The following is a 22,474-nucleotide window of genomic DNA, read 5'->3' as shown; positions in this document are numbered from 1 at the left end:
GCAGCGTGCTGCAGCGCGTATTGAGCGACATTCTGAGAACACGTCACTCCTCTGTACCGATGTCCTCGCTGTTACCGCCCAGCGCCTGAGCCGCCGCGTCGGCATCAACGCTAAAAATCTGCGTCGGCAGGCTGAAGCCCCTCAGCGCCAGCAGGGCCAGCGGACCGTTGCCCAGCTCCGAACGCAGCACCCACTGGAGGGTAAGACCGTCCGGTGCGGTAAAACTCATCATCCACTGGCTGCTGTCCAGCTGCTGCCGCTTGCCCTGCTCCAGCCAGCGGATCAGACCCCAGGTTCCGCCATAGTCACCAAACAGGCACGCCCCGGCACGGGTGGAGGTCCAGGTCAGCATCGTCCCGGGTTTAAACGTCTCTCCCGGCCAGCGGAAGCTCTGCCAGTCGGCCATCTGGTTGAAGTAATGCAGCACCTGACCGTCGATCGTTAACCGGGTTTCCACCACCTGTGATACCGCTCGCGCCTGCAGATCGAAGCCGATCCCCTGCCTGCCGTCGGTGAAGAGAATATCCGCCAGCCGACTTAGCTGATTCACCGCCTTCAGGAACGCCGGGTTAAAGGTCAGACCCTGACCATGCACCGTATCCGGCACCCATTGGCTGCCCTCTTTGTGCAACACCCCACTCAGCTCCGTGGACAGGAACCGGTCGATACGCCCGCTGTCCCTGCGGATAAACTCTGCCAGCATCGGCAGGGAAGCGTCGCTCTGGCTGGCAGCAAACGGGAAACGCCCCTCAAAGGCCGTGTGCCAGTTCTCCACCATCGCACGATTCCAGCGCTGGTTGAGGCTGGCCGCCGACGGCTGCAGCACCGTTTCCCATGCCTGCGTCAGCGGCTGCACAAACAGCGTCCGGCCAAACCCGCTCCACTCCTCACCGAGGCTGGCTGCCATCAGGCTCCCGTACTGCTGCGTATCAGTCAGATCAAGGCTTTTTCCCTGGAAGACCGTCTGGGCCAGAGTCTGCATCCTCTCCTGCGGATCGGCGCTGCCCGCCACCTGCTGCAGCCGCAGTCGCACGCGGGTGATACGGGTGAGATACGCCTGCAGGCTCAGGGAGCTGTCCGCCGCCATCGCGCTACCGGCGCTGTTTTTGCCCATCAGCGTCAGCAGCGGCCCGAAGGTTTCATCCAGCGGTCCCTGCGGACCCGCGGCGCGCTGATCGATAGCCGGTTTGTTTTTGCTGCCTATCAGATCTTTTGCCGATTTAATGATGGAGTCCGACAATCTTTCGCTCTGCTGACCGGTCTGCCCCTGCCACGCCAGAGTATTCATCAGCGCGATCATCGGGGACTGACGCACGTCGCTCATCAACGTCAGCTGATCGGTGACATCGGCGAGATTGTGGGCCGGTTTCCAGTGCAAACCGTTAAGAAAGTTCAGCCAGCTCCCGGCAAAATCCGTAAAGTAACGCTGCGTCAGACGGGCTTTCAGCGCCTCCGGCGAAAGGTCGGCAGTCACGCTGTGTCGACTGTCGCTGAGTACCCAGTCAATCTCATCCCGACGGGTATTCGCCGCCTTCTCGATAGCCTGCTGGATGCCGCCTTCCCAGGCCTCCCGGCTGAACATCCCCGGTACGACCCGATCGGAGCTGAACAATCGACGCGCGTCGGTGTCACCGGTCATATCCTCCAGAGACAGGTCAGCAAAGTTACGCCGCACCGAGATGAGCATATTTTCATACAGAGTACTTTCGGCGTTACGGCGGCCAATCTGCTGCAGCAACACCTGGCGGCTCTGGCCGACCAGCCCTGGGTCGGGGGTGATTTTCCACTGCGGCTGGTGGGCGAGTTCAGCAAGATAAAATGCCCATAGATCCGCAGAAAGACTCTGCCACAGCCCGGTCGAGATCCCCGCCCGCGTAGGCTGTACCGCCGCCATGGTCCGCGCGTAAAATGCGCCGTCCGCTTTATCCGGACGGGCCATCATCAGCCAGGCCTTGAGCTGGTCGTACCCCGGCTTAGCCAGCGTCGCCCGCCGGTCGCTATTGGGTGCGGAGCTGACCAGCGCGGTCAGTTTCTGGTTCAGGGCCAGATTAGCCGGATCGCGGATCAGACGGTTATTCGCCAGGCCGTACCAGGGCAGCATCGCGTCCAGGAGTTGCGCATGGTGATCGAGGCCGAAGCGCAGATACCAGGGCGTCCCGTTGTTGATGCGCTGGCGCAGGCGACCGGCGTCGTTGCGGAGATCGTGCAGCGCCGTCAGCTGTTCATCCGAGACAGAAGGCTGTTCCACCAGAGCATGGGCTTTCGTCGCCACGGACGAAATCTGGTATTGGTTGAGGGTGAAGGAGAGCAACATCCCTGCCCCCCAGAGACCGATCGACGCCATCAGGGTCCAGGCCAGCGTCTGCTGCCAGGGCAAACCGACGCGGCGACCGCGCACGCGCGTGCAGTCATCGGTCACGCCCTGCCAGGTGGCCGGAAACGTCATAGCGTGCCGGTGCGCATTGTCAGCATCGTCCTCTGCCTGTGATGGTTCGGGTTCGCTCTCAAGGCTGAACATCAGCCCCCGCAGTGGAACACGCTGCTGCGCCCCATACAGCCACGGCGTCAGACGCGTTTTCCAGCCCTCGATATCCCCTTTTTCCAGCCGCTGCGCCAGGCGCAGCAGGAAATCATAACGCTGGTCTTCAGCAATCTGGGACAGCCCCTGCTCGCGCAGCTGTGGCAGCAGTTTTTTGAGCTGCGTAACAACATCGTCGGGCTCAGCCCGCAGCGGCAACGAAATCCCCACGGACTGGGATTGACGCTCCGTCTGCGGCCAGTCGCTGTCGCAAAGCTGCCACAGCCAGACTGGGGCAGAGTAACGCAGCGCCTCGCTGATTTTCTCCAGCCCGCGCAGGTCGCTGTCGCTCACGGATAGCGTAAGGTTCTGCTCCGCCTTGATCACCCGAATAATCCCGTCCAGCGGCCGACCACGGCGGAGCTTACGCAGCGCGGCGTAATGTTCGCCGTCAACGTCACCTTTCAGGCTACCGCCGTAAAGTAAAACGGTGCGGTTACCTTCCAGCCACTGGTGGGTACGCAGGTTTGGGATCAGCTGGTCAATAGCGGTTTCGTCACCGGCGATCAGGAGAATGCGGATTTTTGAGCGCCAGAAATAACCATAGCGTCCACAAAGATGCTGGCGCAGACCAGCCAGATAATGTGAATTCACATTCGAAGTCTGTCCCTGTGACGCCAGTTTTGCGCCATGGATCTTTTTAAAGGCTTCTGAACGCGCTAAAGCATTCCACCCCAGTAAAATAAATGGCGAAAGCCACATCAGTACCAGCCAGCCGCCCCCCAAACAGAACAGAAGCGTTTGTAATGTGACAGGGGGTAGCTGGAGCCTGTCCTTAAATAACCAGTACAGACATCCCAGCAGCACCAGTAATAATGTCACCGTGAGTGAATACCAGATGACCTGACGTAGGAGAGAACCTTGACGTTCCTTATTTTTTATCAACGCTAATTACTCCAGTAATATATTTGCGTTCTATATCCTGAGTTATCCATCCGCAGGGTTGTTCTATGCTCAGACTCTGGAAGGCCGCCAGCGTCATCGCAATAAAAGGCGATATCCTCTGGAGATCTCCCCAAAATGGCTCCTGAATATGTTTCAGTGTCGGCCATCCCCCCGACTGCAAATATTCAGCTGCGCTGCGATTAAACGACAGACAGTATTCTGGTGGCCCCGTGAGTTGTGCGAGCTTTTCAGCACGCCCGAGCAACAATTGTGCTGTCTCATCTGAAATATCCTGCCGCTCTGCACGCTGTACGCTCACTTTCCCCTGTGTTCCGACACTCCAGACAAAACCGGCCTCTCCCATAATCTGCGTGCTCTCTTCATGCTGCGGGCAATAAATCCCCGCGCAGAGTATGCGATTATTTTTATTCCCTGAGAGGCGATAATAATGATCGATAGCATCATCCAGCCGATCGATATCATTGAGGAGTAAAAGCGGCTGCTGGAACTGCCATCCTTTTTCCGATAGTGCCCGAATAAATCGCTGCCCTTCTTCCGGGGCACCGCACCAGTACAGGGTCGTAAATACCGGCGCAAGCGTGCTTTTTAAAGGGTAAACATCAAGCAGCGTTCGCACTAAATGCCGGGTTAACGCCGCTTCTCTGCGAGAAATATCGTTTTCCAGTATTTGTGGGCAGTGCAAAACAGGTAAACCCTGCCCGATAATCACGGGTTGCGGTGGGGGGGGATTCTCTGTCAATGCAGCCAGATGATACTCAGGTTTATCCCCGCCCGGCCCCAGCAAACACCAGGGCTCTATCGGGAGCCCGGCGGAGCGTTGCTGCCACCACTCCTCTTCCGTCTGCTGCAGAATATAACGATAGGCCCGCTGATTTCCTGACGCGACCTGATAAACCATGCTGCGTAAAGCAAACAGCAGTCCAGTGAGCAGCGTGGGGAAAATGGCAATCCAGAACCAGAACGAAAAAGTATGAATCGGTTGGTCTGCAGGCCACAACCAGAGGGTACAAAACACGCAGAATACAGTCCCCACCAGCCAGGCTACTCCCCATCGTTTTTTATCAGGGGGAATAATGACCCGATAGTCAGGGTAAAGCGGTGGATATTTCATGGCGCGATATCCACCCCCTGTAATGAACTCACCAGGGTACAGCCGCAGGCACAGCGGTGCCCATCCAGCGCCACGGCCTTTCCCTCAATCAGGGTGCCTGCAGCCCCTTCAGCGATCGTCGTCATTCCGTGCATATTGCACCGTACCGCATCCCCGACCCGTGCAATGGGTTTACCAAAGGCAAGATATTTTCCGGATAAAACGGTTCCACCGTACTCGCGCAGGGTATCGCCCTGACGCACTATTTTTTTTAACGTCCCCATCCGACTCTCCCTGTTACTGGCTGGCCTGCGCCTGACTATTCAGACTCTTTACCAGTTCATCCATTTGCTGTTGATCGCTTTCGGCTACGTGCTGGTTATAAATTTCTCGCAGCTGAGTGGCGTCGCGCACCGGGGATACCATATTGATATATACCGGCGCACGGCAAACCGCCCGACCACTGGCATCAGAAACCAGGCATGTCTCGATGGACGTCGACGGTTTTGTTTTTTCGACCACGCCACGAATAAAGGCATCCCCCAGCTCGCGGAGTTTCTCATTCCGGGCCGCGGTGATTTCAGTCTCCAACTGACGCGCCTGCTCTGACAACGCCAGACCCTTTTTCACCGAGTCACCCAGTTTTTCCAGCCCCTGTGTTGTTACAACGACGGCACGGGTACCTTTTTGCGCGGCATAAATATGTAACCCAATAAGGACTTCCCCGCTTTTTTGAGACATCTTTAATAGCGAGGTTTCCTTATTGCAATAATCGCCGCTGTAGATAGTGCGATAGCGAAAATACCCCGCCCAGATTTCGCGAGAGCCCATGGCAGAGTGCATAAACCACGCCCGGGAGTCATGAATATGGTCATCATACAGAGCACAAATCTGCGCACAGCGGCTATCATCGGTGAGGGCGCCATACTCATCCTTAAACAGCGTCCTTTTTAACGCCTCCCCCGCTTTTTTCATCAGGGTGTATTCACCGGCCTGATCGTCAGCGTCAAAAATATACGTCAGCTTCCCCAAACCAGCGTCCAGCACGGTCTGCGTCAGACCGCCGGTATTGTCACGGTTCATCCCCACCATAAAAGGCAGGAGGGACTGATAATCGGCCCGAAACTCGTTCGCCCCCTGCTGTAGTTGCTGTTGATCGAGAGCGGGTTCAAAAAGCGGTACCCCCGGCGTTTCCGGCACGGTTTTTCGCGCGTTCTCGCGCTTTTTTTGTGCCTCATCCCGTTTGTTCTCACTGGCCTTACGTTTGACCGGCTCAGCGTCCCCGCTGTTCCAGTCCGCGGCCTGATAAAAAGGCTGCCTCAGATAGCTGCCATTAACAAAACGGCCAATACGCCAGGCGGTCATCCAGGCCATCTGCTGTTCAACCACGCTTTCCAGCGGATAAGAGAGCGGAACGGGTTCATACCCCGGCTCCGGGGTTTGCGGCAGGTCCGCCTGTAGCGTCGTGCGCCAGAGATTAAAGCGCTTGCTCAAAACTCCGTCGATCTTAAACTCATCCTCAACCTGAGTGGACATAACACGGTCAGGTCCCGAAGTTTTTAGATACTCAGAGAGATACTGCGCCCTTACTCGAAAGGGAGCCCCTACAGCAAAGGCTGCAGCATACAAGTCATGCAGAACAATCTGCGACAGAATAAGCGCATCCTCGACGCCCTTCCCCTGCTCACCCCGGGCATATCCGCCCCCGACGTCCGAGTGCACCCCGGGATAGACCACCTCCCAGGTATTCGCCGGGTAGTGCCCCTCCTTGCGCCGCACGGAATCCAGCGGGAAGCACAGCCGCTGTTCATGGACGGAGACAAAATGGTAACAGCTGCGGATAAAACCGGGGTATTCACTCTCATTCGGCAGGCCCAGGTTATCATCCGCCCAGGCCATATGCCCCCTGGCCCCGGGGGCCACGCGCGCAAGCCCCACCGAGGCCACGGTATCGCACAGGCCAAGAAACTCGACGGAAATCGGCCAGCCCAGCAGTAAAGGGATATCAGGCGGCAGGGAAATCCTTTCAATGCTCCCGCCGGGACCATACACATATTGCGGGACCAGCGCCGCATCCAGGATATCCGTCAGCCAGTTGACAAAGGCCCGCGCCTCTGCGGCCCCGCGGGAAAAACCGTAGACAAAGAGTTTGATTTTAAGAATTTTAGGCTGATGGGTTTTGGCTCTGGCGCGCAGAGGGGCCAACAGCTGACTGAACACATGCTGCCGCTTTGCTTTCTTTGCCCAGGCGTCGCTGTCATTACCTACATACGCATCGGGATTTACAAATCCTTTCACCTCCTTATCCTTCACTCGTTTATTTATTAAGGTATGCCTCACGGCATCCACAATACGCAGCAGCGCCCAGTTGATACGCGCCTCTCCGCCGGTGGCATACTTCAGCCCCGCATTGCTGAAATCCATCTCCCCGATTTCCGGAAAGGCGGTTCCCACCCCGGGGATATAGTAGCGATAATATCCGCTCTCAATATCGTCCAGCGCCGCATGATACATCCGGGCAATATTGCTGGGGTTGGGGCGTGCAGCCTCAGAGCTGGCCTTTTCATTATTATTGGTACCGTCAAAAAACAGGCTGATATGCAGGCTTTTACAGCAGGGTGGCGTGTTGTTCAGCCCATTTTGGGCATTGAGTCGCAGCTTATACTCCTTCTCTTCACGGATTTGTAAATTCGCATTGGCCTGCACCTGGTCAATAGCGTCGGGTAACCGACCTTTAGAGGGGAAGAACGGCGGGGCCGATATCGGAGCAAAATTTATTACGGACATACTGCAGGTTCCTCCATTTTGTGGGGTTCTTTGATCGGATATTTAGCGGCACCATACGTCCAGCATGAGGCGGTGGCTTTAATTTGATTGCAGGGTAAAAAATGAACCGTCAGACCGCACTTCTCATCCCCATAGTCGGGAATATCAATAGTCATATTATGTTTTTGGTAGTTAGCGGCATGCCGTGCATAAGCTTCCTTTTCAAAACCAAAACCATTTTTGATACGTGGTAGTTCTTCATATGGATTTGGGTCTATCTCCCATTCAACTCTAGCCTGTAAACCTGGTCGCCATTTATTGGGCAGAGAAATACAACAAGACCCTCCTCCTTCACCAAAAGCGCCAATATTAGGCCCCCTGGAGTAGTTCACCTCAAAATAATTAATACCGTTTGCGGTATGATTAACACCGCGAAGATCTCCCCCGCTCCATTTTTCGGGTTCGTCACACCCGACCAGCAGTAGCGGACCGAACAGTAAAAGAACAGAAAGTCTTTTAAATAAGGTTATTTTGATCAAATCCATTTTAATTCCTTATTATCTTTAAGTAGAACGCTATCTGAGTGATAACAATATCGGGACGCTATTTATTTTGGACATATTGCTGGCTCCTCCATATCATAGGGCTCTTTAATTGGATACTCAGGTCTGCTTAGGGCCCAACATGAAGCGGTGACCTTAATCCGATTGCAGGATAAAAAATGAACGTTCAGGCCACATTTCTCATCGCCATAGTCGGGGATATCTACGGTCGTACGGTGCTTAACGATCCCTTCCCTGATTTTTTTTCCCAGGCTTCATATTTATCCCAGTCGGCATAGCCAGGAAATTCAACCCGGCCAGAATTTGTACTGACCTCCCACTCCACTTCAGCCTTTAAATCTGGTCGCCATTTATTGGGCAGAGAAATGCAACAAGAATTACCATTCAAACTCCCGCCATTCCCATTAACACTAAAACGGTTGATCTGCTGTTTCGTATGATTCACACCGCGAAGATCTCCCCCGCTCCATTTTTCAGGTTCGTCACACCCGGCCAGCAGTAGTGGACCGAACAGTAAAAGAACAGAAAGTTTTTTAAATAAGGTTATTTTGATCAAATCCATTTTGATTCCTTATTATCTTTAAGTAGAACGCTATCTGAGCGAGGACAATATCGGGGCGCTATTTATGCGGACATATTGCTGGTTCCTCCATCTCGCGTGGTTCCTTAATCGGATATTCAGCGGCACCATACGTCCAACAGGAGGCAGTAACCTTAATCTGGTTGCAGGGTAAAAAATGGACGGTTAGACCACACTTTTTATCGCCATAGTCAGGGATATCTACGGTCGTGCGGTGCTTAACGATCCCTTCCAGAAGGTTCTTTTCCCAGGCTTCATATTTGTCCCAGTCAGCGTAACCGGGGAACGCCATCCGGTCATAATTTGTACTGACCTCCCACTCCACGTCCGCCCTCAAATCAGGTCGCCATTTATCAGGCAGGGAGATGCAACAGGATCCACCTCCTTCACCATAAGAACCGATATTCGGGCCGCTGCGGCCATTGACCGAGAAACGCGGTATTGGCTGAGAGGTATGATTCACACCGCGTAGATCGCCCCCGCTCCAGGTTTCTGCTTTACCATATCCAGCCAGAAATGAGGCACCGAAAAACAAAATAATAGAAGGCAATTTCACTAATTTTATCTTGATCAAGTCCATTTTGATTCCCTGTTCTCTTTTCGGTTAAACGCTACCTGAGCGGGGAGAATTACGAATCGGAATTTATTCGGGGCAAATTGCAGGCTCTTCCATATCATAGGGTTCCTTAATGGGGTACTCAGGCCTGCTTAGTGCCCAGCATGAAGCGGTGACCTTAATCCGATTGCAGGATAAAAAATGAACGGTAAGGCCACACTTCTTATCACCATAATCAGGAATATCTACGGTCGTACGGTGTTTAACGAGCCCTTCCAGTATTTTCTTTTCCCAGGCTTTATATTTCACCCGATCTTTATAGCCAGGAAACGTCACTCGGCTAGAATTTGTACTGACCTCCCATTCAACGTCCGCCTTTAAGCCCGGGCACCATTGGTTGGGCAGGGAAATACAGCAGGTGTTACCATTCAAACTTCCGCCATTCCCATTAACACTAAAACGATAGATTTGCTGTTTCGTATGATTAACACCGCGAAGATCGCCCCCGCTCCAGGTTTCGGCTTCACCATATCCAGCCAGAACTGAGGTACTAAAAAGCAAAATGATAAAAGGCAATTTCACTAATTTTATCTTGATCAAGTCCATTTTGATTCCCTGTGATCTTGTCGGTTAAACGCTACCTGAGCGGGGAGGATTACGAGTTGAAATTTATTCGGGGCAAATTGCAGGCTCTTCCATATCATAGGGTTCCTTAATGGGGTACTCAGGCCTGCTTAGTGCCCAGCATGAAGCGGTGACCTTAATCCGATTGCAGGATAAAAAATGAACGGTAAGGCCACACTTCTTATCGCCATAGTCAGGAATATCGACGGTCGTACGGTGCTTAACGATCCCTTCTTTGATTTTTTTTTCCCAGGCTTCATATTTATCCCAGTCGGCATAGCCGGGAAACTTTACCAGACCATCGTTTGTACTGACCTCCCATTCAACGTCCGCCTTCAAGCCCGGACGCCATTGGTTGGGCAGGGAAATACAACAGGTGTTACCATTCAAACGTCCGCCATTCCCATTTACACTAAAACGGTAGATTTGCTGTTTCGTATGATTAACACCGCGAAGATCGCCCCCGCTCCAGGTTTCGGCTTTACCATATCCAGCCAGAACTGAGGTACCAAAAAGCAAAATAATAAAAGGCAATTTCACTAAGGTTATCTTGATCAAGTCCATTTTGATTCCCTGTTATCTTTTCGGTTAAACGCTACCTGAGCAGGAAAATTCCGGGACGATATTTATTGTGGACATATTGCTGGCTCCTTCATCTCACGTGGCTCTTTAATTGGGTATTCAGCGGCACCATACGTCCAACAGGAGGCGGTGACCTTAATCTGGTTGCAGGCCAGGAAATGAACGGTCAGTCCACACTTCTTTTCGCCATAGTCAGGAATATCTACGGTCATGCGGTGCTTAACGATCCCTTCCAGGATGTTCTTTTCCCAGGCTTTATATTTGACCCGATCTTTATAGCCGGGAAACGCCATCCGGTCAGAATTTGTACTGACCTCCCACTCCACGTCCGCCTTTAAATCAGGTCGCCATTTATCAGGCAGGGAGATGCAACAGGATCCGCCTCCCTGGCCATAAGAACCGATATTCGGCCCACTGCTGCCATTAACCGAAAAACGCGGTATTTGCTGAGAGGTATGATTAACACCGCGAAGATCGCCCCCGCTCCAGGTTTCGGCTTCACTATATCCAGCCAGCAATAACATACCGAAAAAACAAGGAGCAAAACTCCTTTTTACTGAAAACAGGTTGATAAGATCCATTTTGATTCCTCGTTGCCTTTCAAGGTGAGACGGCCCTTTGCAGGAAAATACGAACGCAGAGGTAGGGGCGTTTATCGCTGTGCGCTACTGACTGACTTCGGCAGGATTATTCAGGCTGTTTACCAGGTCATCCATCTGTTTTTTATCACTTTCTGCTACATGCTGGTTATAGATATCCCGTAGCGGGGCCATATCAAACATCGGATAAGCCATATAGTCATACGCCGGTACCAGACACACCGCTCGACCATCCGTATCGGAAACCTGGCAAGTTTCCATCGGAGGCATCGATTGAGTTATACCGGCCACTCCGCGGATAAGCGATCTTCCCATTTCACGAAGCTTCTCATTACGGGCAGCCGTGATTTCAATCTCCAGCTGGCGCGCCTGCTCTGACAACTCCATGCTATTTTTAATGCCTTCTTTGATGGTTCCCACTCCGCTTTTTATCCCTTCCAGGATTTGCTGATTTCTGGCCGCGGTAATTTCAGCCTCCAGCTGGCGCGCCTGCGCTGATAATTCCATTCCCTCTTTCACGAATGCACCCACTGGTTGCCCTACTGCTGCAATGGCTTTATTTCCCTGATAAGCGGCAAAAATAGCTACGCCAACAAAAACCTCGCCCCTTCTTCGTTCTATTGTTAACAATGACGCTCCCTTATTAGAATAATCTCCGCTATAAATGGTACGATAGCGAAAATATCCTGCCCACATTTCGCGAAAGCCCAGGGTAGAGTGCATAAACCATGCCCGTGAATCATGGATATGATCATCATAGAGCGCGCAAATCTGCGCATAATTTTTATCGTCAGTCGCGGTTCCATACTTATCTTTAAACAATTTACCTGTTAACGAGTCACCCGCTTTTTTCATCTTTTTATATTCGGCGGCCTGATCGTCAGGATCATAGATATACGCCAGTCTACCCAGCCCTCCCTCAAGTACTATCTGCTGAAAACCACCGGTATTTTCCCGAGTCATACCCACCATAAACGGCAGGAGACTTTCATAGTCGGCCCGGAACTCATTGGCTCCCTGTAGTAGCTGCTGCTGATCAAGGGCCGGTTCAAAAATCGGCACTCCCGGTGTATCCGGAACGGTTCTGCGGGCATCCTCACGCTTTTTCTGTTCATCATTTCGTTTATTCTCACTGGCCTCACGCTTGCCCGGTCCAGCATCCCCGCTGTTCCATTCGGCCGCCTGGTAAAAAGGTTGCTGCTGATAACTGCCATTAGCAAAACGACCAATGCGCCAGGCGGTCATCCATGCCATCTGCTGTTCAACCATGCTTTCCAGCGTTTGGTCGAGTGACACCGGCTCGTAGCCTGGCTCCTGGGTTTGCGGCAGGTCAGCCCGTAACGTCGTGCGCCAGATGTTAAAACGTTCGATCAGCTGTTGCTCGATATCGAATTCTCGCATTGCCTTAACCTCCATTTTGCGTGAAGGTTTACGCGACAATAAATTGGGTGGAATCACCTGCTCCGGCACACTTAAAGGGGCCCCTACTGCAAAAGCGGCGGCATACAGGTCATGCAGCACAATCTGCGAAAGAATAAGCGCATCCTCGACTCCCTTCCCCTGCTCACCCCGGGTATATCCCCCACCCACATCAGAGTGAACCCCCGGATAAATCACTTCCCTGGTCTCAAGCGGATAGTTCCCTTCCTTGCGCCGCACGGAATCAAGCGGGAAGCACAGACGTTGTTCATGGGCAGAGACAAAATGGTAACAATGCCGGATAAAATTGGGGTATCTGGCTTCGTCCGGCAAGGCCAGGTTATCATCGGCCCAGGCCATATGCCCCCGAAAACCTGGCGCCACGCGCGCAATTCCTACTGAGGCAACGGTGTCACATAGCCCAAGAAACTCGATAGCAATAGGCCAACCCAATAACGTCGGTTGCAATGTTTTCTCTTTCAGCAGTTCAGCATCGAGGATTTCTGTTAACCAGTTAACAAAGGCGCGGGCCTCAGCGGCACCGCGCGAAAAACCGTAGATAAACAGTTTGATCTTGAGGATTTTAGGCTGGTGGGTTTTCGCTTTAACGCGTAGCGGGGCAAACAGATCGCCAAACATCTTCTGTCGCTCCGCTTTCCCACTCTGCTTAGTCATGTCTATTAAAGCACTCGTCGTGTCCGCTGTATCTGTCGTGCCTGCAAGAATCTTCGTCCAAGGGTCTCTATCCAATGAAATGACGAGCCTCTTCGCCTCGCTATCGTCCAGGCGTTCTCCCGTTAAAGTATGTTTGACGCTGTCAACAATACGCAGCAGCGCCCAGTTGATCCGTGGCTCTCCTCCTTTGGCATACTTTAACCCCTCATTACTAAAATCCAGCTCCCCGATCTCCGGGAAGGCCGTTCCTACCCCGGGCATATAGTAGCGATAATATCCGCTCTCAATATCGTCCAGTGCCGCATGATAAAGCCTGGCAATATTGCTGGGATGAGGCGGCTCAGCCTCAGTATTTGCCTTTTCATTATTATTGGTGCCATCAAAAAACAAACTAATATGCAGGCTTTTACAGCAGGGCGGCGTGTTGTTCAGACCATTTTGCGCATTTAGCCGCAGTTTATACTCTTTTTCTTCACGGATTTGTAAGTTCGCATTAGCCTGCACCTGGTCAAAACTATCGGGTAAACGCCCTTCTGCGGGAAAATACGGGGGGGCCAATACCGGGGAAATTTTCATCTGGGACATTTTACGGATTCCTCCATATTATAACGTTCTTTAATCGAATACGCTGACTTAATTAGCTGCATTAGGCGGTGACCTTGCTCTGATTACAGGATAATCATGGACAGTTCAGCGACTCCTCTTAACGGGATTATCACCAATGATTTAAGAAAAATTTCACGATTACTTTACTATTCCGGATAAATACTCGATAAAAAAACTCTCACTATCCAGCACCGTTCTTCCATCCGTCTCCTGCGACCCTTGCCATAATCGCTCGAATAACAACTGCGGTGTAAATTCTGGATATTTAGTTTGATATTCACCAACAAACTCATCTATATCACTCATAATCCCTAACTGGTTATATTGTGCATCATCTATTGCGAGTAACACCGTATCCCGGAAGTCATACCCCTCATTTTCACCGGATAACCAAACGACGTGCCCATCGCGATTACGCCAGGTCCATAACCGCGCGACGGCTAAAAAATAATGTTTCTGTTGTTCGGTAAGCACGGACTCGATTAACGTTGGAAATACTCGCGTATCATAGAAACGCATTAACCCCTTTCGGCCTTCCCACTCAGCAATGGTTAATGCCTGCAGATGTTTAGCAAGCAGACTAAAGCTATTAGCAGATAGAAATACCAGTATTCGAGCAGGAGAGTAATATTGCCTGAGCAACGCAGATAGCCACTCTTTATGCTGCCATATATCAAGCCTTAGCTGCAGGAACAGCGGCGCATCATCAATGAATTCATTTTCTGGTTCATTTTCCAGCAGTGAAACCCAGTCGACTGGAGGTTTAAAACGCTTTAAATCATGAACCAAAGAGGGAATATCCCCCGCCTGATCAACAATAACATTGACTGAAAAAATGCCCAGGCGGGTACAAACCTGTTCAATCTGTGTTAGCCATCTCGATATTGAAACCTCGGTGTTGTCATCCATCTCATTTCCTTATTGATTAGCGAGGCACAAACCCGGCAGCAGCTTTTTGCGCTTTTTGCAGACACTCTTTACATATCGATTGCGGTAATTCTGGCAAAGGGAAATCCTGACTGGTCGGCCCTTCCATAACATGGTTCCCTTTCAGGTTTAATAAACCTGGTCCGTGTATTTCAATTTGACCATTGGGAGATAACCGAATATAGGCACCACCGCATGCCAGGGTAATGCCATTTTTGGCCGTCAACTGCAAATGTCCCTGTGTAGACTGGAGAGTTAAATCTTTTAATGCAGTCGCAGAAAGCGTTTCCGCGTGTGATTCCAGTTCGAAGGGACCTTTGCCCGAGACAATCCTTACCCCCTCAGTTTGTGACAGTAAAGAAATAGCCTGATTCGCATTAAGCGCAATCCGTTGACTACCGGCAATATGAACTTCACCCATACTTTGGGCATAGAGCGCTTTGCCTGCCTGTAACATGACGGTTTCTGGGCTAACAATACCCACGCCATCGGGTGCCGTAAGCAGCATAGAGGGCTGTTGAAGCCGCTCGGCCGCCTTCAGATAGCTCTGTAAGCTTTGCGCATCAGGCTGTAAGTTACGGTGGCTCTCTGCGATCTCTCCCCATTCCGTGACCTGCTGTACGGCACCTTTAATCAGGTTAATGGCCGGCTCCATCTCCAGCACCAGCCCCTGTGCCTTCGCCTGGCCGTCCGCAGAGATAAACAGCCCCTTCAGCGCCCGTATCGCCCCCCAACTGTCCGTCCTCAGCTCAAACCCCTCTCCCCGCTTCTTCTTCTCCGCATCCACCAGATGTCCGAGGCTGAGCTGGCTTTTGCCCCCATACTCCGTCGAGATCTTGATATGCTCCTGGCCCCGGCTGTCGTCGAGGCGGATTTTGTTGTTGGCCGGGGTCCGCAGGACGTTACGTTTATAGTTGCGGATGGTGACGTGGTCCGGATGGGCCGAGTCGTGGAGGACCCCGGCGATATAGGGCCGGTCCGGGTTGCCGTCTTCAAAACCAATCGCCACTTCGGTGCCCGCCAGCAGGGGCAGATGCAGGCCGTAGGTGTCGCCCGCGTACGGGCGGGACTGGCGGACCCACAGGCTTTCGTATCCCGTGTCCCAGGTCTCACGGTCAAACAGCATATTCACCCGGTAGCGGCCGTCCCTGTCGATATGACCATAGGTGTCGTTTTCGGTGGTGCTGGTCACCCGCGCGGGCAGCGTTCCCGCCATGATCGGGCGCTGGCCGGGCTGCGGCCGAAAACCGTAATCCACGCTGTCGGGGATGGCGCTGAAGTGAACCCTGAAATCTTCGTCGCGGCGCGCATGGCTGGTCATCCCGACGATCGCCACGCCCTGGCTGAAGGTCTCCGCCACTTCATACCCGCCGGTGACCTTCAGCGTCCGCCCCGGGGAGAGCATCGGGCTGCTGGTGGTGCCTGACAGCTGCGTCTGGCCGTTCAGATAACGTTCATGCCGGATGCGGGCATAAAACGCTCCCGACTCCGGGGACGGGTTGCGGTCGTAGAGACTGCCCGGCGTCAGGTAGTTGTCCGCATAGTGATACGCCTCGCCGTAGGTGGTGGCGTCGCCCCGGGTCGCATCCACCCGGGTGGTCATGTCCTCCATCGCCTCACGGTAGTTGTAGTCCCGGGTGCTGACCTCTTTTTCCACCACCCGGTGGTGGCTCTCCATCGCCCAGACCGAATCCATCCCGGCGGCGTGCTGACCGGACGGCGGGACCGACGGCAGGACCAGCCCTTTCTCGTACCCCTGGCGGGCGTCGTAAAACTCCACCACGTCGATCTTCAGCCGGGTATCGGTGGTGAAGCGGAACCAGATCCCCACCTCTCCCAGCAGACGGGTGATAAAGTGCAGGTCGTCCTCGCCGTACTGCATCACCTGCTCCCGTCGTGGATACTCCCGGGTCAGCGAGAACAGAAAGTCCTGCCCGCGCATGGCGTGCCGCTCGCGGAGGATTTTTTCCACAATCTGCGGGACGGACATATCCTGATAGATAGCGTTCTGGTGCGAGCGGTCAAGCAGCGCCAGCCGTGGCTGGAGCGTCAGGGCGTAGTGGGTCTCATCCCTGGAGGTGCCGAGGCGTTCAAACCCGGTGACCACGCCCTGAACCACCCGGACCGGCTGCTGTATTTTAATCCCGAAGCCCTTATCTACCGGGGCCTGCAGCGTCAGGGAGGCTTTTTTCATCAGCATCGTCTCCCGGGCAATCGCGTGGTCCGGGCTGGTAAATTCAATGCGATAGCTGAACGGCTGGCTCAGGGCTTCTTTCCCCTCAAAGGCCAGCACATCCAGCTCTGCCTCGCAGGCTTTGACCGTCAGCAGATGGTGGCTGTGACTAAAGCGGGTGATCGGATCGGCACTCATAAGTCTCTCCTTCTGTCCGGGACCTTCAGACACGCTACCGCCCCTCGCTGTTCCTTTAAGTAAGGGACCCAAAGCGCATCAGGTCAGATTTCTTCGATGGTGACGTCTTTACTCAGCGCCCGTTCTGGCAGACGCTCAGCAAAAAAAGACGGGCAGAGACGCTCTGCCCGTCTGAGGTTTAGGCGGTTGCGCGCTCATTCCAGGAATCGGAATGAATGATGTTGCCGTCTTTGTAGGTCCAGGTGATTTTTTCGTAGCGCAGTTCGATCTGCTCAAGGTGGTTATGCTTCTCGTAAGCGGGATCCTTGATGTCGTGCATCACCGGATTCACTTTCACCACCTTCACGTTCTCGAGTTTGGTGTTGAAGTACTCCACTTCCTGACCCGCATCGTTAATGCAGTACCATTTAAACTCCGCGGACTTCAGGGTCTGCCCGGTGGTAACGGCCTTGTAGAGATAGGGGCTGGAGGAGTCAGTCTCCTTGGTAATCAGGAACGGGGTGTGGATACGGGTGCCGGTCAGTTTGCCGGTGTTGTTGTCGGTCGGGATGTAGAGCTTATGTTCCTGTGCGACCACTTCGATACTGCCTTCACGGTCCTGAACGTCCACCGATCCTTTGATGTCCGCACCGCCGTCGTCCTTAAGCCAAAGATAAACGGGAATTGCCATCGTAATTACTCCATGTTGTGGTGAGTCACGTCATCATCCTGCGATAACGCGTGGGGAATGCCCGGTGTCAGACAGGCGTCTGCCTGCGGCACCAGGCTGATTTCGACTCGCCGGTTAAGCGCCCGCCCTTCCGGCGTATCGTTGGTTGCAATCGGGCGGCCTTCGCCATAGCCCTGTACGGCAAAACAGCTTTCCGGCACGTCGCCGGTATCGCGCATCCAGTCGCGCACCGCTTCGGCACGTTTCAGGGAGAGGGTCTGATTGAGCGGCGGATTACCGGTGTTATCCGTATGTCCGGCGACCACAATGAGCCAGCCGGGACGGGCTTTAATCCCCACCAGGGAGTTGACCAGCATTTTGGTGGAACCGGTTTTAAGCACCGATTTGCCGGAGTCAAACAGCGACATGCTGTCGAGGCGAACAATTTTCGGCACCGGCGGGCTGGACTTCTCAGGCGGAGGTGGGGGTGGGGGCGGCGGCACGTAAGTGCGAATCGCATCCAGCACGGGCATACGCAGGCGTGCTCCCTGATAGAGCCCAAGCCCCATGCGTAACGGTTCTCCGTTACGCGCCCAGGCATCAAGCCCGGCCGCATCCTGGCGCAGCACCCCGACGGCAGCCTTTTTCGGCCCGTGGTCATCCATCGGGATTCGGTCATAGTGCTGAATGTCAAAACTCAGCCGCTGCAGGAGCTGTCGGTTGTTCCAGCCGCTGCTGATCAGCGCGACGGTGGCTGCGAGAGTGAACGCCATCAGCCCACCTCGCCACATCCGCTGGCGAGGCGTCAGCCCACGGCCTTCCGGCAACAGCGGCAGGATATAGTCAGGGAACAGCGAGGTTTCAGTAGCCGATGAACCGATCGCCTGCCAGCCCGCCACGTCCCGTAGGCCGGTGCGTTCGGTCAACCAGGCGTTCCAGGCCGATGCCGTCAGGCTGCGATCCATCGACGGCCCCATGCCCCAGAGGACGAGGCCCGGCATGACCCGCGGGACGTCCGGATTTTCCCCGGTAAACACCCTTTCGACGTGCTGGTGGAACCAGTCCATCAGGCTGTTCATCAGCACCTGCTGCTGCATTGCCTCTGCGCCACCGCTGGCGACCCAGGCCGCAACAGAACGCGGGGCCGAGGATGCCTGCCAGACGCTGATACCGCCGCCAGGAGCAGCAACCTGCCAGAGCATCGCGTCCATCATGGCACTACCGACCTGGCCGTTCAGCACCAGCGGTACCGAATGACCGGTTTCCCGGCGCAGCTGGCTGATTTGCCAGCGCAGGGCCAGCAGACGGCGGGAAAGCCCTTTCGTATCGCCCTGTTGCTGCGGACAGACGTTAATCATCACCGCCAGCTGTCGCCCCCAGTCCGGCCGCTGCCAGAGCACCTGTTGGGCGACATCCTGCACATCCTGCCCCGCTTCGATGCGGATCCAGCATCCGTGGGCGGCCACGATAACCGGTGACGATTCAGGCCACGCCTGAGGCAGATCGCCGCAGACCATGACCACCGGCTGACGCCAGGTGGCCTCAGGCAGATTATCCAGGCTGAGGGTTGCGCCATGCTCAGTCCGACGACGGACGATATACCAGACCACAGCAATCACGCCCCAGACAGCAAGCAACAGCAGCGCCGCCGTAAAACGCGACAGGGGCAGAAATCCCAGACAGACCACGCCGCTCAACAGCGCGGCCCACAAGGCCAGCAGACGCCGTTGCACAGGATTCATGTCACCGTCCCGGGCAACAGAATTGCCAGCGACCGATCCAGCCAGTGATTAAGCCCCCACCAGAGTAAGGCGAGAAACAACACGCTCAGACCGAGACGAGTTGGCCACCAGGAGAGCCAGCCGCCGAGACGACTGCGCGCCTGGCTTTCCGCCAGAACGGGGCGCTCCGGCGGGCCGTTAAAAGGCGCGACCAGCTCCCCGAGAGCGTTGACCAGCCTTTGCCGCTCCGGGTCATCCAGCGTGCGAAAGCTTCCGAGAAAACCCAGCAGCATCACCCGCTGAAAGCAGGTCAGTACCACCGGCTCCGGTGCGGGTTCACGCAGGACATCGCGCATTCGGTCGCAGAGGGTATCCCCGGCTTCCATAGTGCCGAGAAAATGCCCCTGCAGAGGGATGTCATACCACTGAACGCAGGCGTCATCCTGCACGCCCCGACCTTTTACGACCTCATCCAGCAACGCACACTGGGCGGTAAGAATATGCCGGCAGCTTGCCGCATCCAGCTCAGCCTCTCTCAGCGCCTGCTGCACGCGTTCGACGTCCGCCAGGCAGCGTTCCCACAGCGTCCTTCCCTCCCCTTCGTTAAATTTAGGCCCGTGACGCAGGCTAATCACCTGTAGCCAGGTATCCTGTAGCAACGCATCGATATCAATGGGCGCGGTCATACCGCGTTTACGTTCGCTCATGTTCTCAGTACCGCATAAAGTTCAAGTTCAGGCTCGCCGAGCATGCCGGGGGTGTAGAACATGCAGCTGCCGCTTTCCAGCATCTCTTTTGCCGCCGGGTGCGACAGGTCGAGGGAGAAGTACTGATTTTCCAGACGCAGCGGAATGGCGGCCGGGACATGACGCAGCGCTTTGAGAGGGATCCCCTGACGGGAGGCATTCACCAGACTCGTGACGAAATCCGGGCTGCCCACGCGACACTGCTGCGGGAACTGCTCCTGGAGCTGCGCCACCGGGATGGGTGAACGCACGGAGAGATAATAGTCGGCCCCTTCGCGCAGGCGCGGATCCTCTAACCGGGCCTGCCACTGCCGCAGCCGTTTGTCATGGGTCAGCTCAATGAATACCACCCGCGACGGCAGACTGGCTTCCAGCAAATCACTCAGCAGGTCAAACAGCGGCGGAAATACCGCATTGAGCTGCTGATGCTGATAGGGCGGAATGGCACTCACCTGGTGGTCGAGTGAAAAGGTCAGCAGGCTACCGGCCAGACGCGCCAGCTCCGGATAGAGGCGCTCTGGCGCACTCTGCGCAGAGCGTTGAAACTGCCCGAGCACCGGCTCTGCGCTATTCAGTGCATTGAGCAGCCAGAACAGAGAGACATCCGCCACCGCGAAGTCGGCCATGCGTTCGTTGCTTTCACGGCGCATCGCCATCAGACGAGTCAGACGGGCCCGCAGCTGGACCATAAGCAATTCCAGCTGCGTCATTAGCCAGCGGCTGCTCTGGAGGGTGAGTATCGGCGGCAGATACGCGTCATTGAGAGTCCAGGTACCCTGTGAATCCTGCTGAAGGTGCGCCAGCGGACACGTCAGGTAATCGCTGTTGTCCTGATGCGCAAAACGCAGGGTCAGTTCGGGCTGCATCACGGCAATCTGGCGGGTATCGTCGCCAAACTGATTGCGAACATCGTGCCAGCGCTGACGATAGCGCACCGGCCGTTCGGCGACCTCGTCCGGCTTCAGGCAGTTACCACCGTTCGCGCGCATCAGCGGCAGTGCCAGCACAACGACAGCATCCTGTGCGTTGCCGTCCAGCGACAATACCGGAGGCAGTGCGTCGGCATTATCGGTATCAATCAGCACCCCATCCTGAAACCGAATAAGCAACCGACGGGCCTGCAGACGGCCAAGTTTCAGCGCCTCCGGTTCAAACGTAGACTCAATCACCCCCCAGGGATGGTTAAGCCCTCTTTGAGCAATACATTCAGCGGACCAGGCCGCATAAGCGGCCTGCTGCTGAAAATGCTGGGGCGAGACCATGATCCCCCTGCCCCACAACGGTTGTTCCGTTTTCATCAGCGTCCTGCCTTATGCTTTCGCCTTCGGCATCTGAGAAACCAGAGACAGGTTGACGTCCATCCCTTCGACCTGGAAATGCGGCACCGCATAGAGTTTCACCCGGAAGAAGCCCGGATTGTCCTCAATGTCCTCCACCACCACTTTCGCATCCCGCAGCGGGTGAGATGCCTGCAGTTCATCCCCCGGATCCGTCATCTCCGTCACCAGACCCCGCACCCAGGTGTTCAGCTCCAGCTCCAGCAGACGCCGGTCTTTGGTGGTGCCGATATTTTCTCGCTGGATAAGCTTCAGGTAGTGAGCAATGCGCGACAGCAGGAAGATATACGGCAGCCGGGCGTTGATACGGCTGTTCGCCGTCGCATCCGCGGTGTCGTACAGCGCCGGTTTCTGGGTCGAGTTCGCCGAGAAGAAGCAGGCGTAGTCCCGGTTTTTGTAGTACGACAGCGGGATAAAGCCGAGGTTGGCAAACTCAAACTCGCGGGTTTCCGGGATCATCACCTCTGACGGGATTTTTACCTGATTGCCGGTACCCAGATCGTACAGATGGATCGGCAGATCCTGCACCGCGCCACCCGCCTGCGGACCGCGGATCTGCACGCACCAGCCGTTGTTGATAAAGCTGCGCACCATATTCGCCGCGAAGGCGAACGAGGCGTTGGCCCACAGGTATTTGTCGTGATCCGGCCCCTTAACCTCTTCAAGATAGTTAAAGCTGCGGACCGGCACCGTATCCGGACCATAGGGCAGACGTCCGAGCACCCGCGGCATCACCAGACCGATATAGCGGGAATCGTCCGTGTCGCGGAAGGATTTCCACTTGATGTATTCCGCGCGGTCGAAGTAGTTGCCGATATCCTTGATGGCCGCCACTTCTTCCATGCTCTCTTTCAGGAAGAACGCCGGACCGGCGGAGCCGATAAACGGCATATGCGCCGCCGCCGAGACTTTGGAAATCGTGCGCAGCAGGGCCACATCCTGCGCCGAGGCGTCAAATTCGTAGGCGGAAATCAGCGCCCCAATCGGCTCCCCGCCGGGGGTGTCGTATTCCGCCACGTAGGTCTGCAGATAGAGGCCGCTCTGGATAACTTCCGGGGCATCCTCAAAATCCTGACGCAGATCGTCTTTTGACAGATCCAGCAGCTCGATTCTGACGTTCTGGCGGAAATCGGTTTTATCCACCAGCGACTTCGCGCCCCGCCACAGGGACTCCACGGC

The 22,474-nt window shown here is 54.9% G+C and carries 19 protein-coding genes; all 19 read right to left on the bottom strand.

Annotated features, from left to right (window positions below; all coding sequences use genetic code 11):
- Positions 1 to 43: 43 nt before the first annotated feature.
- A complete protein-coding gene (locus tag EDF81_RS00090; protein ID WP_404851433.1) occupies positions 44 to 3,172 on the bottom strand; it encodes an ImcF-related family protein in 3,129 nt (1,042 codons plus the stop codon).
- A 277-nt stretch (positions 3,173 to 3,449) separates the two neighbouring features.
- A complete protein-coding gene (locus EDF81_RS00085) occupies positions 3,450 to 4,595 on the bottom strand; it encodes a hypothetical protein (protein WP_123345142.1) in 1,146 nt (381 codons plus the stop codon).
- Positions 4,592 to 4,858 (bottom strand): PAAR domain-containing protein, encoded by a 267-nt coding sequence (locus EDF81_RS00080; RefSeq protein WP_123347622.1) that lies wholly within the window; start codon positions 4,856 to 4,858, stop codon positions 4,592 to 4,594. Before EDF81_RS00080 ends, EDF81_RS00085 begins: the two co-directional genes overlap by 4 nt.
- Before the next feature lie 13 nt (positions 4,859 to 4,871).
- The gene (locus EDF81_RS00075; RefSeq protein WP_260232620.1) at positions 4,872 to 7,361 is read right to left on the bottom strand and encodes a DUF2235 domain-containing protein; all 2,490 of its coding nucleotides are present in this window, start codon (positions 7,359 to 7,361) and stop codon (positions 4,872 to 4,874) included.
- Positions 7,352 to 7,885 carry a DUF3304 domain-containing protein gene (locus EDF81_RS00070; protein ID WP_123345140.1) on the bottom strand — a complete coding sequence of 178 codons (534 nt, stop codon included), beginning with the start codon at positions 7,883 to 7,885 and terminating at the stop codon, positions 7,352 to 7,354. The genes EDF81_RS00075 and EDF81_RS00070 overlap by 10 nt, the downstream gene beginning before the upstream one ends.
- 62 nt (positions 7,886 to 7,947) lie before the next feature.
- On the bottom strand, positions 7,948 to 8,103 hold the full coding sequence (locus EDF81_RS24165; protein WP_260232677.1) for a DUF3304 domain-containing protein: 156 nt from the start codon (positions 8,101 to 8,103) through the stop codon (positions 7,948 to 7,950).
- 2 nt (positions 8,104 to 8,105) lie between these two features.
- Entirely contained in the window at positions 8,106 to 8,465 is a 360-nt protein-coding gene (locus EDF81_RS00065; RefSeq protein WP_260232619.1) for a DUF3304 domain-containing protein, read from the bottom strand.
- Positions 8,466 to 8,523: 58 nt separating this feature from the next.
- A complete protein-coding gene (locus tag EDF81_RS00060) occupies positions 8,524 to 9,063 on the bottom strand; it encodes a DUF3304 domain-containing protein (RefSeq protein WP_123345138.1) in 540 nt (179 codons plus the stop codon).
- A gap of 63 nt (positions 9,064 to 9,126) precedes the next feature.
- Positions 9,127 to 9,645 carry a DUF3304 domain-containing protein gene (locus tag EDF81_RS00055; protein ID WP_123345137.1) on the bottom strand — a complete coding sequence of 173 codons (519 nt, stop codon included), beginning with the start codon at positions 9,643 to 9,645 and terminating at the stop codon, positions 9,127 to 9,129.
- A gap of 63 nt (positions 9,646 to 9,708) precedes the next feature.
- Positions 9,709 to 10,227 (bottom strand): DUF3304 domain-containing protein, encoded by a 519-nt coding sequence (locus EDF81_RS00050; RefSeq protein WP_123345135.1) that lies wholly within the window; start codon positions 10,225 to 10,227, stop codon positions 9,709 to 9,711.
- A 62-nt stretch (positions 10,228 to 10,289) separates the two neighbouring features.
- Positions 10,290 to 10,826 carry a DUF3304 domain-containing protein gene (locus EDF81_RS00045; protein ID WP_260232618.1) on the bottom strand — a complete coding sequence of 179 codons (537 nt, stop codon included), beginning with the start codon at positions 10,824 to 10,826 and terminating at the stop codon, positions 10,290 to 10,292.
- A gap of 84 nt (positions 10,827 to 10,910) precedes the next feature.
- Positions 10,911 to 13,523: a DUF2235 domain-containing protein gene (locus tag EDF81_RS00040; protein WP_123345133.1), complete on the bottom strand. Its 2,613-nt coding sequence runs from the start codon at positions 13,521 to 13,523 to the stop codon at positions 10,911 to 10,913.
- 159 nt (positions 13,524 to 13,682) lie between these two features.
- Positions 13,683 to 14,453 (bottom strand): DUF4123 domain-containing protein, encoded by a 771-nt coding sequence (locus EDF81_RS00035; protein WP_260232617.1) that lies wholly within the window; start codon positions 14,451 to 14,453, stop codon positions 13,683 to 13,685.
- Between the two features lie 16 nt (positions 14,454 to 14,469).
- Entirely contained in the window at positions 14,470 to 16,842 is a 2,373-nt protein-coding gene (locus tag EDF81_RS00030) for a type VI secretion system Vgr family protein (protein WP_123345131.1), read from the bottom strand.
- Positions 16,843 to 17,020: 178 nt separating this feature from the next.
- Positions 17,021 to 17,512: a type VI secretion system effector Hcp gene (hcp, locus tag EDF81_RS00025; protein ID WP_123345130.1), complete on the bottom strand. Its 492-nt coding sequence runs from the start codon at positions 17,510 to 17,512 to the stop codon at positions 17,021 to 17,023.
- Positions 17,513 to 17,517: 5 nt separating this feature from the next.
- Positions 17,518 to 19,233 carry an OmpA family protein gene (locus EDF81_RS00020; protein ID WP_123345128.1) on the bottom strand — a complete coding sequence of 572 codons (1,716 nt, stop codon included), beginning with the start codon at positions 19,231 to 19,233 and terminating at the stop codon, positions 17,518 to 17,520.
- The gene (gene tssL, locus EDF81_RS00015; RefSeq protein ID WP_123345126.1) at positions 19,230 to 19,919 is read right to left on the bottom strand and encodes a type VI secretion system protein TssL, short form; all 690 of its coding nucleotides are present in this window, start codon (positions 19,917 to 19,919) and stop codon (positions 19,230 to 19,232) included. Before tssL ends, EDF81_RS00020 begins: the two co-directional genes overlap by 4 nt.
- Complete coding sequence (gene tssK / locus EDF81_RS00010; protein ID WP_184999476.1) at positions 19,916 to 21,259, bottom strand: type VI secretion system baseplate subunit TssK; 1,344 nt, start codon at positions 21,257 to 21,259, stop codon at positions 19,916 to 19,918. Before tssK ends, tssL begins: the two co-directional genes overlap by 4 nt.
- A gap of 9 nt (positions 21,260 to 21,268) precedes the next feature.
- Positions 21,269 to 22,474 (bottom strand): type VI secretion system contractile sheath large subunit (tssC, locus tag EDF81_RS00005; protein ID WP_123345122.1); only part of this gene is annotated, 1,206 nt, incomplete at its 5' end.

Origin of the sequence: Enterobacter sp. BIGb0383 (assembly GCF_003751845.1) — a bacterium.
Lineage (GTDB): Bacteria > Pseudomonadota > Gammaproteobacteria > Enterobacterales > Enterobacteriaceae > BIGb0383.
This window is presented reverse-complemented; position numbering and strand designations above follow the sequence as displayed.

Coding starts and splice junctions, on each gene's coding strand:
- EDF81_RS00080 (WP_123347622.1), bottom strand. CDS start 4,858: ATGGGGACGTTAAAAAAAATAGTGCGTCAGGGCGATACCCTGCGCGAG.
- EDF81_RS00030 (WP_123345131.1), bottom strand. CDS start 16,842: ATGAGTGCCGATCCGATCACCCGCTTTAGTCACAGCCACCATCTGCTG.
- EDF81_RS00045 (WP_260232618.1), bottom strand. CDS start 10,826: ATGGATCTTATCAACCTGTTTTCAGTAAAAAGGAGTTTTGCTCCTTGT.
- tssL (WP_123345126.1), bottom strand. CDS start 19,919: ATGAGCGAACGTAAACGCGGTATGACCGCGCCCATTGATATCGATGCG.
- EDF81_RS00040 (WP_123345133.1), bottom strand. CDS start 13,523: ATGTCCCAGATGAAAATTTCCCCGGTATTGGCCCCCCCGTATTTTCCC.
- EDF81_RS00020 (WP_123345128.1), bottom strand. CDS start 19,233: ATGAATCCTGTGCAACGGCGTCTGCTGGCCTTGTGGGCCGCGCTGTTG.
- EDF81_RS00075 (WP_260232620.1), bottom strand. CDS start 7,361: ATGTCCGTAATAAATTTTGCTCCGATATCGGCCCCGCCGTTCTTCCCC.
- EDF81_RS00035 (WP_260232617.1), bottom strand. CDS start 14,453: ATGGATGACAACACCGAGGTTTCAATATCGAGATGGCTAACACAGATT.
- EDF81_RS00065 (WP_260232619.1), bottom strand. CDS start 8,465: ATGGATTTGATCAAAATAACCTTATTTAAAAAACTTTCTGTTCTTTTA.
- EDF81_RS00060 (WP_123345138.1), bottom strand. CDS start 9,063: ATGGACTTGATCAAGATAAAATTAGTGAAATTGCCTTCTATTATTTTG.
- EDF81_RS00050 (WP_123345135.1), bottom strand. CDS start 10,227: ATGGACTTGATCAAGATAACCTTAGTGAAATTGCCTTTTATTATTTTG.
- EDF81_RS00055 (WP_123345137.1), bottom strand. CDS start 9,645: ATGGACTTGATCAAGATAAAATTAGTGAAATTGCCTTTTATCATTTTG.
- hcp (WP_123345130.1), bottom strand. CDS start 17,512: ATGGCAATTCCCGTTTATCTTTGGCTTAAGGACGACGGCGGTGCGGAC.
- EDF81_RS00085 (WP_123345142.1), bottom strand. CDS start 4,595: ATGAAATATCCACCGCTTTACCCTGACTATCGGGTCATTATTCCCCCT.
- EDF81_RS00070 (WP_123345140.1), bottom strand. CDS start 7,885: ATGGATTTGATCAAAATAACCTTATTTAAAAGACTTTCTGTTCTTTTA.